Origin of the sequence: Endozoicomonas sp. (assembly GCF_031844845.1) — a bacterium.
Taxonomy (GTDB): domain Bacteria; phylum Pseudomonadota; class Gammaproteobacteria; order Pseudomonadales; family Endozoicomonadaceae; genus Endozoicomonas.
In genome coordinates this window covers 1-13,712 of the sequence record NZ_JAVRMB020000189.1, presented here as the reverse complement: position 1 = coordinate 13,712, position 13,712 = coordinate 1, and the positions used below count along the sequence as shown (strand labels likewise).

At 45.3% G+C, this 13,712-nt stretch carries 10 protein-coding genes and 1 pseudogene; 5 read left to right on the top strand and 6 right to left on the bottom strand.

Going from position 1 to position 13,712, the window contains the following annotated elements:
* Nucleotides 1-655 precede the first annotated feature (655 nt).
* The 3 genes from RM811_RS09940 to RM811_RS09930 all read left to right on the top strand — a co-directional run bounded on the left by RM811_RS09940 (nucleotide 656) and on the right by RM811_RS09930 (nucleotide 3,251).
* The gene (locus tag RM811_RS09940; RefSeq protein WP_402523530.1) at nucleotides 656-796 is read left to right on the top strand and encodes a hypothetical protein; all 141 of its coding nucleotides are present in this window, start codon (nucleotides 656-658) and stop codon (nucleotides 794-796) included.
* A 269-nt stretch (nucleotides 797-1,065) separates the two neighbouring features.
* Nucleotides 1,066-1,968, top strand: a complete 903-nt coding sequence (rimK, locus tag RM811_RS09935; RefSeq protein ID WP_402523528.1) for a 30S ribosomal protein S6--L-glutamate ligase — start codon at nucleotides 1,066-1,068, stop codon at nucleotides 1,966-1,968.
* A 227-nt stretch (nucleotides 1,969-2,195) separates the two neighbouring features.
* Nucleotides 2,196-3,251: a succinylglutamate desuccinylase/aspartoacylase family protein gene (locus tag RM811_RS09930; RefSeq protein WP_402523526.1), complete on the top strand. Its 1,056-nt coding sequence runs from the start codon at nucleotides 2,196-2,198 to the stop codon at nucleotides 3,249-3,251.
* A gap of 235 nt (nucleotides 3,252-3,486) precedes the next feature.
* Here the strand turns inward: RM811_RS09930 and thyA are convergent.
* A pseudogene (thyA, locus tag RM811_RS09925) lies at nucleotides 3,487-3,795 on the bottom strand (thymidylate synthase); the annotation flags it as partial.
* Nucleotides 3,796-4,570: 775 nt separating this feature from the next.
* Between thyA and RM811_RS09920 the strand changes: the two are divergent.
* Nucleotides 4,571-6,451, top strand: coding sequence for an ankyrin repeat domain-containing protein (locus RM811_RS09920; RefSeq protein WP_402523524.1), 1,881 nt, complete (start codon nucleotides 4,571-4,573; stop codon nucleotides 6,449-6,451).
* A gap of 151 nt (nucleotides 6,452-6,602) precedes the next feature.
* On the opposite strand, the gene RM811_RS09915 is transcribed toward RM811_RS09920, so the two are convergent.
* From RM811_RS09915 to RM811_RS09895, 5 genes are all read right to left on the bottom strand, one after another.
* Nucleotides 6,603-6,815 carry a hypothetical protein gene (locus tag RM811_RS09915; RefSeq protein WP_402523521.1) on the bottom strand — a complete coding sequence of 71 codons (213 nt, stop codon included), beginning with the start codon at nucleotides 6,813-6,815 and terminating at the stop codon, nucleotides 6,603-6,605.
* A gap of 131 nt (nucleotides 6,816-6,946) precedes the next feature.
* Complete coding sequence (locus RM811_RS09910) at nucleotides 6,947-7,780, bottom strand: thymidylate synthase (protein ID WP_402523519.1); 834 nt, start codon at nucleotides 7,778-7,780, stop codon at nucleotides 6,947-6,949.
* Complete coding sequence (gene lgt, locus RM811_RS09905; RefSeq protein WP_402523517.1) at nucleotides 7,777-8,640, bottom strand: prolipoprotein diacylglyceryl transferase; 864 nt, start codon at nucleotides 8,638-8,640, stop codon at nucleotides 7,777-7,779. The genes RM811_RS09910 and lgt overlap by 4 nt, the downstream gene beginning before the upstream one ends.
* Before the next feature lie 116 nt (nucleotides 8,641-8,756).
* A complete protein-coding gene (locus RM811_RS09900; RefSeq protein WP_402523515.1) occupies nucleotides 8,757-10,361 on the bottom strand; it encodes a protein kinase domain-containing protein in 1,605 nt (534 codons plus the stop codon).
* A gap of 315 nt (nucleotides 10,362-10,676) precedes the next feature.
* On the bottom strand, nucleotides 10,677-11,459 hold the full coding sequence (locus tag RM811_RS09895; RefSeq protein WP_402523512.1) for a sulfite exporter TauE/SafE family protein: 783 nt from the start codon (nucleotides 11,457-11,459) through the stop codon (nucleotides 10,677-10,679).
* Between the two features lie 515 nt (nucleotides 11,460-11,974).
* Here RM811_RS09895 and RM811_RS09890 point away from each other — a divergent pair.
* Nucleotides 11,975-13,712 (top strand): PrkA family serine protein kinase (locus tag RM811_RS09890; protein WP_402523509.1); only part of this gene is annotated, 1,738 nt, incomplete at its 3' end.

Genomic DNA, 13,712 nt, shown 5'->3' with positions numbered 1-13,712 from the left:
GACACGATTCCTGTGGTTGGCTATGCATTCCCACGCAGAGCGTGGGAACGAGGTTCCTGGTGGGTTTTGCGACAGCCTCGAAGGCGGGAATCCATCTCGAGAGTGGGAGTCTATCTCGAGCAGTGGATCCCCGCCTGCGCGAGGATGACGATGGTACATTCTTAATTGCAGATTCCCTAAGGCCGTTGCCCGCTACCCGAAAAAGCACAAGCGGACCCGGCTTTTTCAGGTAACGGGCAGCGTTCGTTGAAATCGGGAAGTCATTAACTGACAACCTCTAGGTAGAGACACTTACACCGCCCAGTAAAACCTCATTATTCACCTGATTTTTGGCTGCACACTGGCCAACTTTTAGGCGAAAACCGAAAAAATACCAAATACCAATCAATAAAAAGCAGTAAAAGCCCAAATAAAAGGCATAAAACAGAAATAAAAAGATATAGCAGACAACTATAAAACACTAAATCCTGACTAATTTAAAAATATCAGGACTTATGTCTATTTTATCACCACTTTGTTTTTTTTATTGACTGGACCCTGTTTTTACCAGAAATTAGCGCTGCAAGGCCAATCCCACAATCACTGCGAGCCATGGTTTGCAGTAGAGGAGAGGCTGTTTGCTATTTGTCTTGAGAGGCATTCAGAGCAGGCAGAAATGGAAGAATATCCAGACTTCGAAGTAGAGTTTGAAAAATCAGCCCGGGTAAAGAAACGCTCGAAAGCTGAGCTTTACCTTGAGCGCAAACGGTTGCGGGACACACTCGGAGACGAGAATCTGTTTTTTGACCACTGGTAAACCAGTTCCCCGCTACTGATAAGGCCCCCTCCTCTACCCAAGGGCTGCAATCTGGCAGCCCGCTTTAATTTATTTGCCCCTATTACCCGGATCGGTTAAGTGAAGATAAAATAAGATATAACGAAACTGTCGGTCTCCGTCTATTCAGTAAAAAGCACTCTGGTAAGCCATACTTTTTCTCAACCCTTTTTTACTAATCAGTAATAAATCAGGTTTTCAGCCCGGTTTACCATCAGAGTGCAGAGTCACCTTTTATCAGGAATTACCCAATGCGAATTGCGCTACTTTCACGTAACGAGCGGCTGTACTCATCCCGCCGCATCATTGAGGCTGCAAAAGCCAGAGGGCACACCATCGATGTCATTGATATTTTAAGTTGTTACATGAACATCAATGATCAACACCCCAGTATTCATGTGAAAGGCGATGAGTTGCCTCACTATGATGCGGTAATTCCACGTATTGGAGCCTCCAACACATTTTATGGCACAGCGGTTCTTCGTCAGTTTGAGATGATGAACTGTTATTCACTGAACGAGTCCCTGGCTATCGCACGCTCCCGGGACAAGTTACGTTCAATGCAGCTACTGTCCCGAAAAGGTGTTGGCTTACCGGTTACCGGTTTTGCCAGTGGTCCGGGCGATATTCCTGACCTGATTGAAATGGTCGGTGGCGCCCCTCTGGTCATCAAACTTCTGGAAGGTACCCAGGGCATTGGTGTGGTTCTGGCTGAAACCCGTAAAGCGGCGGAGAGTGTTCTTGAAGCGTTCATGGGCCTTAAAGCCAATATCATGGTGCAGGAATACATCAAAGAAGCCGGTGGCGCTGATATTCGCTGCTTTGTAATAGGCGACAAGGTCATCGCAGCCATGAAGCGTCAGGCGCCTGAAGGAGAATTTCGCTCCAATATTCATCGTGGTGGCAGTGCCAGCCTGGTGAAGTTAACCAAGGATGAGCGGGCAACGGCAATAAAAGCAGCAAAAGCCATGGGACTCAGACTGGCAGGAGTGGATATCCTTCGATCAAACCGTGGACCACTGGTCATGGAAGTGAACTCATCACCCGGGCTGGAAGGTATCGAGCAGGCAACAGCCAACGATGTTGCCAACTGTATTATCGAATATATTGAAAATAACCATCATCGTACCAGCAACTCCCGGATTACCGGTTAAGGACTGTCTCAATAAACGCTGCCCGCTTCCCGTTGCCCGAAAAAGACAGACCCGCTTGTGCTTTTGCGGGCAGCGGGAAGCGGACTCCAATAAAATGTGGAGTTTATTTCGCGACAATTCCCAGGCAGATTTCACAAACCACCATCACTCGTAAAAAAAATATCAGAGTGATGCTTTTCAACCCCGACTGTTCCTTTCAGGCTTAATGGTCGGGGCTGGAGTTCCCCATGGAAAGAGCACAACCATTAGAGTTATTTGGACACACCATTCTTCCAGGTACACGACAGAAACTTAATATTCCTGTCGTAAAGCTCTATACCGATACTCCCATTGACTTGAGAATGGAAGTTATCCACGGACGCAGCAAAGGCCCCTGCCTGTTAGTCACGGCAGCGATTCATGGCGATGAGTTGAACGGCGTTGAAATCTGCCGTCAGATTCTGGGTCATAAGAATCTGGCCAAAATACACGGCACCCTGATTGTGATCCCCGTGGTCAATCAGCTGGGGTTTATCCAGCAAATTCGCTACCTGCCTGACCGGAGAGACCTGAACCGCTGCTTCCCGGGCTCCAGCAAAGGCTCCCTCGGAGGAAGGCTGGCCGACTTGATTACCAAGGGTCTTTTCCCCCATGTTGACTACGCGCTGGATCTGCACACCGGCGCTATTCATCGAACCAACCTCCCGCAGCTGAGAACCGACCTCTCCAATGAAAAGTGTCTTGGCCTGGCCAGGGCATTTGGTGCTCCGGTGATCCTTAACTCATCATTAAGGGATGGTTCATTCCGCCACGCCGCTAATGAATACGACATTCCGGCACTGGTTTACGAAGCAGGCGAAGCCCTGAGACTGGAGCAGGCTTCTATAAAGCTGGGTCTTAAAGGCGTCATGCGCGTTATGCGCCACTTAAACATGCTGCCTAAGAAATCGACGAAAACACCGGCCATTCAACCCTGGGAATGCAGTCAGAGCCAATGGTTGAGAAGTTCAAGGGATGGCCTGGTTTTGCTGCACATTAAACAGGGGGATCTGATTAAAGAAGGCGAAACCATGATGACCATAGTCAATCCATTTGATGCCAGTGACAGTGAAAGCATTACTGCCCCATTTGAAGGGGTTGTCATTGGCCTGAGCCAGCTCCCTCTGGCTAACGAAGGTGATGCCCTGGTTCATCTGGCAAAAATCAGCAGTACCCTGGCGGATACTGAGTATGATCAGGAGGCTATTGAGGAAATACTGGATCTTGGCGTTGCCCAGCTGCCCGTTCCGGAGAATAACGATTAGTTGGAAACTGTCGTTAAATAAGGGAATCGGCATTTTAAAAGATACCCGCTTGTATTCGCCACAGAGACACAAAGGCACGGAGAAGTGCTTTTTGTTTACCCGCTTTTCTTTTCTCCGTGACTCCGTGGCAAAAAACGGTATGTTTTGGCTTGCTACTTCCCTATTTCAACAAACGTTGCCCGAAAAAGCCGGATCCGCTTGTGCTTTTGCGGGCAACGGGCAACGGGCAACGGTCTTAAACTGAAACCGCCGCCTTTATGTGAGGATGAGCTTCATAACCAACCAGCTCAAAATCATCAACAGTAAACTCAAACAGATCACGAATTGCAGGATTCAACTTCATCTGAGGCCGTTGATAAGGCACTCGGCCCAATTGCTCCTCAGCCTGTTCAAGGTGATTAGAGTAAAGATGAGCATCACCAAAGGTATGCACAAAATCACCAGACTCCAAATCACAAACCTGGGCAATCATCATGGTTAACAGGGCGTAGGACGCAATATTAAAAGGCACACCCAGAAAAATATCTGCGCTGCGCTGATACAGTACCTGTGTCTTTCTTCAGCTGAGACACGGATACATTATTAGGCGGCATCATCTTTTGGATTATTGATGCTTTCAGTTCTTTGGAATAACGAGCCATACAGCCTCTCTATTACCGGGTTCTCAATAATGAGAATCCTAATCAGGAGAGGCGACATCTATGCTGACACAGGGGGTTAGTTAGCCTGTCGTGACACTTATTGAAGTTTCGCTGCTTTTTGGAATATTACCCTGATTATTTGTGAAAATTACAACTTTGATGTCTGGTGGTAAAACTCCAATTTTTGACTACTATAAATGTCCTACCTGTTCAAAGTAATAATTTTATTCTCTCGTTTCGAACAGATGGTTTGCAATTTGAATTCACTACTATAAGTCTGGTTTTTATTTAATTTAAATAGCTGAAAGTTTACTTTAGAAAATTTTTCCCCGGATAGATTCTGGATTTAGGTCTAGCTGAAGCCTTGGCTGTGGGTGGCTTTAACTATTTCTTGATAAGGTGACCTAAATATTCGATTACAAACTTTCACTTGCTTAGGTTTGTAGTCCGTATGAATTCAAGTGGTCAACTACTTAAGTAGTTGACCACTTGCTTCCATACAAGCCGACCGACCGATTGGTAAAAAGTTCCAGACCTTGTGTAGTTGTGGGTTAGCTAGAAGTATTTGGTAAAATATACTCAGTCATATTTCGGTTGGGCATCGTTGCAGCGCAATGGGCTAGCTTCTATTTCTGATCAATCGATCGAAAATATTCGATTTCATTTGGTGAACTACTGATGCATGGTATTAAGTTTGATGGTCAAATTGAAATAATGCCAAAGACATCAGCATCACAAGATATTAGTGACTTTGGTAAGTGTTTCAATAGATTGGTGAGCATTCCCAATCAGGTCAACACTTATTGTAAGAGAACGGATTCTTCTCCAGGCAATTACTCAGAGAATAATTATCCTATTCCATTAAATATAATGGAATCTGATCAAGATGAGCTCTGTTCAAGGCGGGCGCGGTCGGTAGAAACAGAGGCAGAGGCAGAACTTAGGGTCGACATTAAGCATCTGCCCTCGGCTTTCAATGGCTACAGAGAGTCTCATCAACAAAACGCAAGCAATGTCGCGCTCGCTTCGTGGGTGAATGGGTACATGCCATTGCTCAAATGGAATTCGAGCCTAGCCCTGATTCCCTTGCAACACAAGGAAAACCCCTTAATGTCTGCCCTAAGAGAAGCGGAGGAGGATCTGTTGCCGATTGAAGGGGGCTATCATCTTGCTGGGCGCGATCTATCCTTATTCGATGAGGAAGGCTATACACCGTTAACGAGAGCAGCGTATTTTAATCAGCCAGATCGCGTCAGGCAATTAATTAAATTTGGGGCAGATATTAATTCCCGCGATGCTTCCGGCAGGACGCCACTTATTGCCGCTGTTAATCAAAATTGCACTGAAATTGCTAAGATTCTGCTTGACGCTGGAGCTGATAAAAATAAACCCTGTCTGTACAGATGTACTCCTTTGCTGACAGCGAGCCGACTTGGCAGGACTGAGTGTGTCCGCATACTTATCAGAGCTGGAGCAAATCTGAACATCAAAAGTTCTTCTGACTGGTCGCCCTTGTCATCCGCATGTAAAGAGGGAGCCTATGATATTGCACGTTTGCTGATTGAGGCGGGGGCAGATGTCAACCTGCGAAATAATGCTAACTGGACGCCCTTGTTAAGCGTATGTAGGAAGGGGGCCTATGATATTGCACGTTTGCTGGTTGAGGCGGGAGCAAATGTCGACCTGCTAAATGATGATGCCTGGTCGGCTTTAATGGTTGTCATTGACGGGTGTTGTGGTGGGAGTAGTGGTGGTGGTGGTAGTGGTAGGGGTGGGGGTGGGGGTGGGGGCGAGGGTGGGGAGGACTTTGCGAAGTATCTCATTAAAAAAGGGGCAATAGTCGCTTACCGAGGTCGTAACCCATTCTTTCTCGCGACTATACGCTGTAGTGAAAGTGTGCTTCGGGTTTTGTTTGATGTCCATTCGGAAAGCGTCATTGTTTTTTTAGCTCAAAGAGATAACGAGTCATTTCGGCTATTGGATTTAATTAAAGAGAATATGGGAGAGGATTTTCTCCATTTTGTAGGGGTTGATGATTTTTTCTCCTTAAAAAATATGTGTCGTCAGTTTATTCAAAGGCATATTGAAAATGAGATGCTTGAAAAACTCCCATTACCTAACTCGTTGCGCCGTTATTGTTGGAGGATTCCTGTTCTTGTGAGGAATAAAGCAGAATGGGAAGAAATTAATGAAGATGCTGATTCAGCGTTGGAAAAATGGAGAACTATTAATGAAGAACCTGAGCTAGAGGTGGAAGAATGGGAATCTATTAATGGAGAACCTGAGTCAGAGGTGGAGTCAGGGCAAAAGCTTCAGATGTCCGTTAGTTCAGTAAATATTAAAAAACGAGGAGGAATTACCAAATTATGGAAGTGTTTGATTCCTTTTTATCAGGGTAAAAATGGCTGTACAAAAGCTAACTCATCTGAAAAAACGATAAAATGGAACCAACGTAACCCTGAAGCTTTCGCCCTGGGGGCGGAATGGGCTTCTGGGTCACCGGTCGGATCGGATTCATACCGGGAGGAAGAGTCGGACTGGGAGGAAGAGTATTCCTGAATGCCTGCTATTTAGTTCCCATCCAGAAACGCTCTACGTATGGCAAGCGGTTAAACAGCGCTGTCCACCGTTGCAGTACTGCTTTTGTATCCCAACACTAACACTAACCGAATTCACCATTGATGTACTACCATATGATAATGATTAGACATCAAGGCATAGGCACAGATTTCAATGGCACGATTGACGAAGAGAATGCAGACAGTTGTTTTAACCGATCAACCGCCCATTCCCTGCGATGCTCATAATTCTTGCCACTGAACTCATCTTTACCACCGAGAAAAGCCCGGCGAACACAACGAGCCATGCAATGACAATACGGTGTACTGACTGGATCGATCAGGTTTTTTCGTACTGTGGTCATTGTCACTCAGGCCTTCTTATTTGTGATGCCGGGATAAAGATTGATCAGTTGTCTGATTGGTCAAATAATTAATAGCTGTCGTTAATTTCGATTTCCTTTATTTCTCACTCCAGCCACGGAAAGCCGGATAATTAAACGGATACAGCAGCTTTTATATGTGGATGAGCCTCATAGTTAACCAGCTCAAAATCATCACCGGTAAATTCAAACAGATCACCAATGGCCGGATTCAGCTTCATCTGAGGCCTCTGATAAGGCGTTCGGCCTAATTGCTCCTCAGCCTGTTCCAGATGATTTGAGTAAAGATGAGCATCACCAAAGGTATGCACAAAATCACCAGGCTCCAAATCACAAACCTGGGCAATCATCATGGTTAACAGGGCGTAGGACGCAATATTAAAAGGCACACCCAGAAAAACATCTGCGCTGCGCTGATACAGCTGACAGGAAAGCTTCCCATCCAGTACATAAAACTGAAAAAGGCAGTGACAGGGAGGTAACGCCTGCCGTCCCATGGCTGCATTTTCTTTAGGTGACCGGGCTACATCAGGCAGTACCGAAGGATTCCAGGCACTGATGACCATTCGCCGGGAATCAGGGTTGGTTTTGATCTCATTCAGTAACCACTGAATCTGATCGACTACTTCGCCATTGGCGCCTTCCCAACTCCGCCACTGTTTGCCGTAAACCGGACCCAGCTCCCCCTCATCGGTTGCCCATGCATTCCAGATACGAACCCCGTTCTCCTGAAGATAACCAATATTGGTATCGCCTCTCAGGAACCACAGAAGCTCATGAATAATTGAACGCAGATGGCATTTTTTGGTGGTTACCAGGGGGAAACCTTCAGACAGATCAAAGCGCATCTGATAACCAAACACACTGTAGGTACCGGTGCCCGTGCGATCCGATTTGAAAGTGCCATGATCCTTCACATGGCGTAACAGATCCAAATATTCTTTCATTGTTTTTTCAATCCACTTTTGTTCAGCTTTGATAGTTTCAGCCAGGCAGTATCATCGCTATTCATACCATTAACCAATGGGTGACGACGACATCCCCAAACCATAAACACTATGCCCATCACGACCATCGGCAACGATAACAGCTGCCCCATGGTCAGCCAGTCAAAAGCAATAAAGCCAAGCTGGGAATCCGGTTCACGTACGAACTCAACAGAAAATCTTGCCAGTCCATAGATCAATAGGAACAAGCCTGAAACCGACATTCGTGGCCTGGGTTTTGAAGAAAACCACCAGAGGACACCAAACAGTACGAGCCCTTCCAGAAAGAACTGATAAAGCTGTGAAGGATGCCTGGCCAGTTGACTGGGGTCGGTCGGAAAAATCATGGCCCAGGGAGCATCGGTCGCCCTTCCCCAGAGTTCACCACCGATAAAGTTGCCAACTCTGCCCAGGCCAAGCCCCAATGGAACCATAGGGGCAATGAAATCGGTTACCTGAAAGAAGCTCTTACCCTGGGAGCGGCCGTAGAGCCACATGGCAACAAGAACACCAAGAAGCCCGCCATGAAACGACATCCCGCCATCCCAGACTTTAAACAACCAGAGTGGGTCCCTGACAAAATAATCAAAGTTATAGAAGATCACGTAGCCGAAACGCCCCCCCAGAATAACCCCCACAGCACCGTAAAAAACCAGGTCACTGACCTGTTCCGGATGCCATAACCCTCCGGAGCGACGGGCACGAACACTACCGAGCCAGAGCGCCAGGGCAAAACCTGCCAGATACATCAGGCCATACCAGTGCACACTTAAAGGACCAAGACTAAAGGCAATGGGATCTATCTCAGGATATGCAATCACAAACCGGTTCCGATCAACAAAATATTGCTCCAGTGTACCAAGGTATCTGGCTACTGAGCCAGTCGATGTTGCGTTGATATTCGCTGCTTGAACCGGTTATCATTATGGGTTCGAAGTTACTGACCGGATACAGATTGAGTTAAAGTTCGATCCAATTTTTCAATAACCTCTGTTAGCGTCGGCCGTAGACGAGGATCTCTGTGAGTCATCGCTCGCACCAAATCAACGAGTTCTTCATTGGGGATACTGACACTGGAAATTATCTTATTCCATCTTGAATCAAAGCCATCAAAAAAAGAATCAAAACACGGGAAAAGACTATCATATTTGTAGAAAATCATTCTATCTGGACAATCTGCCAGCAACTGAAAAAATATAAAGCCGAGAGAAAAAATATCCGCCTTTTTTGGAAAGTCCAGACTTACCCCCCCAGCAACTTCTCTTGAATGTGCTTTAAGCCATAATTTAATGGCCTTATGATAAACCTCAGGTGCAAAGTAATTACAAATACTATTTGGAGAGTAATAGACAGGCACGATATTTTTCATATTCACTGATTCACCAAAATCGATGATAGCGACTTTCAATTTTTCACAACCACTTTTATCGAGACTCTTATTGATAATAATATTACTTGCTTTAAGGTCACCATGATAAATAGATTTCCGATGAAGGAATTGTAGTTGACAGGCAAGCTCTCTAGCGATGTTAAGTCGTCGATTCAGGCTTACATCTTTATGACCTGACTCTACCTTTCCCTTTTTGGGCTTCACAGGAGAAAAAAGTGGGTTTTCCAACTGTTTTTTAAATGTACAACTCAACAAAGAACCTTCAACAAGATCCATAGCCAGGTAGACTTTAATTGATCCATTACTGGTTTCAGTTACTGCAATACCAAGTACAGAAGGAGCCTGACTAACAGTGGATGCCTCCATTTGGCAAAACACCTGGCGTTTAAAATTCCTGAAAAAAAGATTAATCTCAGAATTCTCGTGTGTTTGTTCACATTTTAACGTCATTTTTTTTATAGCAACAAGCGTTTGCTTTTTAGCTCCACCCTCCGACTCAAGCAAACCAAACTTTATTACTGAATGAGGAGTCTTACCAATAAAGAAGCATCTTTCGGTACTTTTTATTTTTTTAGTTGCATCCGAATTAGAATGCAACTCCAGTTTGTAACCCAATTCTTTTAATTTCGATTCCGGTGCCGAATTGAGTAAATTAATAATAACTTCTTCCTCATTTTTTCTACAGCGCATCTGAGTGTACTGAGAACCACCTTCTTTTTCGGAATTTTTCTTATAAACCCTGCCTAACTCAAACACATTCAAACCATTTGACTTATCTGCATCAAAGTGTTTGCGAAAATTTCTTATAACACCTCCTTCTTTCAATGGCTCACATTGATCTTTCAACAATATAGATTCCGAACAACTTCCTTTATTCTCGTAATTAAACTGATGCTTAGGGATATCATTATTATTTACTGATTCTGTAATCTCCCGGTCACTAATATTGCGTTTTTTTGAATCCGTACTCAACTCAAAGACATTTGGTTTTTTTCTCTTACTTTTACTCAAGCGAGAAACAGTACTACTTGCTTTTTCACTGGTACTGACTTTAAATCCATTAAGCATTTGTGGCTGATCAGAATCATTCTTATCACACCCACCACGGAGAACTGAGTAATCAATAGCTCCCAGCTTGTTTGATGCCTGCATATTCGGACCTATTTCACCCTTCCCTGTTTGCCCATTGACGGAACAGGCTATTGAAACTGATTAAGCCTCCCAGCCAAGCCCCTGACTGACTCAGTTCCAGATAAGTGTTGATGCTTTACCATAAATAGCTGAAAACCTGATGTGGAGAGACCCTCAGGAATTCAGGTAATCTCGCGCTGTTGCTGCCTTGGGGAAGCATACCAATACTTAACCTGAACTGAGCCCCCCTGACTTATTTCTCTACTGATACAGCAGAGACCATATTCCCGACAAATAGTTCCCAATAAAATCCAGCCCATTAATAAACAGGTCTTATTAAATCAAAAAATACCCACCCACAAAAAACAAAAACACAGCAAACATTTTTTGCAGTTTTTCAGCCGGAAGCCCATGAGAAAGCCTGGCTCCAAGCCGGGCAAAGAGAACACTGGTTAAAACAATACCGAGAAAAGCGGGCCAGTAAATGTATCCTGTGGCAAGAACCGGTAACCAGGGATTCTTTTCCCCCAACACCATATTGGATACAGCCCCCATCACAGCAATTGGAAACCCACAGGCTGCCGAGGTTCCCACTGCCTGCTTCATGGTCAGGCTAATACGCCTGAGAAAAGGAACAGAAAGCGTTCCACCTCCGATCCCAAACATACTGGAAACAGATCCAATCACAACACCTGCGCTTATTAACAGGGCTTTTCCGGGAATTCTTGCACCTTCATGAACCTTGAATCCAAACCACATCTTTACAGACACCAGAATGGCAAACACACCCAGAAGCTTTTGCAATAGATGGCCACTCAGATTAATCGCCGCATACACACCCAGGAATGCACCAGCTAGAATACCAATGCTCAACGTAACAAATATTGGCCACTGCACTGCTCCCCTTTCCTGATGGGCCTTGATAGAACTCAAAGAAGTAATCGCCATGGTGGCCAACGAAGTTCCCACTGCCATATGAGTCAGTACTTCGGGAGACATTCCCTGAATTTTGAAGCTGAAAATCAGCACAGGAACAATAATCAGCCCACCGCCAATACCAAATAAGCCAGCCATTCCTCCGGCACAAGCTCCCAGAATCAGATAAAGGAGAAAGAGCATTACCTATTCCTATACGCAGACAGTTGTTTTCCGATTATACGACGGTAAATATTTATAGGGTAACCGTCTTCTCAATACTATCTCCAAAATGATAACACCCTGTATTCACAGGTCATAAACCCAATAATACCTCTAATCAGGGGGGGGGGTATCTGTAAATCAAATCATAAACAACATATTACCTTTGAAAATAACAAGATATTCAACTTGAATTATTAATGAAAAGTTAAACGACAGTTTATATTCAAATAGTTGAAAAATTAATCTAAACTGACTGGATGCCTATTAATCAGTTGGTCAACTTATCAACTGATGCCTTTCCTGTTTATAAATAATCCCTGAAAAATCAAAGCGCAAAATGTATAGACTTTCGTATCTATAAGTTCTATAACGTAAACGTACGTGCACATTTTTAGTAGAATTTATGTGTCGTTCATAAGGATACAAGACTCCTGAAATATAACTAAGTAGTACGCCTTAAAAGACTTACAACGATCAGGCGAGGGATAAAATAAATGTCCATATTTGCGCAATACCAGCAGAGATACGAGGCCGTCCAGCAGGAAGAGATGAGCCTCGCGGAGTATCTGGAGCTCTGCAAAAACGATCCCTGGGCTTATGCCAACGCAGCTGAACGTATGCTGAGTGCTATTGGCGAGCCCGAAGTTATCGACACCGCCCGTGATCCGCGATTAAGCCGGATCTTCTCCAACAAACTGATCAAACAATACCCTGCGTTTCAAGATTTCTATGGCATGGAAGAAGCCATTGAGCAGATTGTTTCCTATTTCAAACATGCTTCCCAGGGACTGGAAGAGAAGAAACAGATTCTCTACCTGCTGGGTCCCGTTGGCGGTGGTAAATCCTCCCTTGCCGAAAAACTGAAGCAGTTGATGGAAAGAATACCTTTCTACGCTATCAAAGGTTCTCCGGTGTTTGAATCCCCCCTGGGTCTTTTCAACCCGGATGAAGATGCCGATATTCTGAAAGAAGAATATGGTATTCCCAACCGCTATATTAAATACATCATGTCGCCCTGGGCCGTGAAGCGCCTGAACGAGTTTGGTGGTGACATCTCAAAATTCCGGGTAGTTAAACTTTACCCAAGTCGTTTGAATCAGACGGCTATCGCCAAAACTGAACCCGGTGATGAAAACAACCAGGATATTTCCAGCCTGGTCGGTAAAGTCGACATTCGTCAGCTGGAAGAGTTCTCCCAGGATGATCCGGATGCCTACAGTTTCTCCGGCTCACTGTGTCGGGCAAACCAGGGCATCATGGAATTTGTGGAGATGTTCAAAGCGCCGGTTAAGGTGCTTCACCCACTGCTGACGGCTACTCAGGAAGGTAACTACAACAGCACCGAAGGTCTGGGCGCCATTCCCTTTGAAGGCATTTTACTGGCGCACTCAAACGAATCCGAATGGCAGACGTTCCGGAACAACAAGACCAATGAAGCCTTTATTGACCGGGTTAACATCGTCAAGGTGCCTTACTGTGTCCGCGTCAGTGAAGAGGTTCATATCTATGAGAAGCTGCTGGAACACAGCTCCCTGAAAAATGCGCCCTGTGCTCCGGATACTCTGAAGATGCTGGCCCAGTTCACCACTCTGTCCCGCATCAAAGAACCGGAAAACTCTGCCATCTTCTCAAAGATGAAGATTTACGATGGCGAGAACCTGAAGGATACCGACCCGAATGCCAAGCCTCTGCAGGAATACAGAGATATGGCCGGGGTCGATGAAGGCATGAACGGCCTCTCTACCCGTTTCGCGTTCAAGATCCTCTCCAAGGTCTTCAACTTTGATTCATCTGAAGTGGCTGCCAACCCGGTTCACCTGCTCTATGTACTGGAGCAACAGATTGAACAGCAGCAGTTCCCGGAAGAACTGCATGACCGGTACATGTCGTTTATCAAAGAATATCTGACGCCTAAATACGTAGAGTTCCTGGGTAAAGAAATCCAGACCGCTTATCTGGAGTCTTACTCAGAGTACGGCCAGAATATCTTTGACCGTTACATTACCTATGCTGATTTCTGGATTCAGGATCAGGAGTACCGTGATCCCGATACCGGCCATATCCTTGATCGCTCTGCGCTCAGTGAAGAGTTGGAGAAAATTGAGAAACCAGCCGGCATAGCGAATCCCAAGGATTACCGTAACGAAGTGGTGAACTTTGTCCTCAGGGCTCGAGCCAATAATGACGGCAGTAACCCAAGCTGGATGAGCTACGAGAAGATGCGCTCAGTGA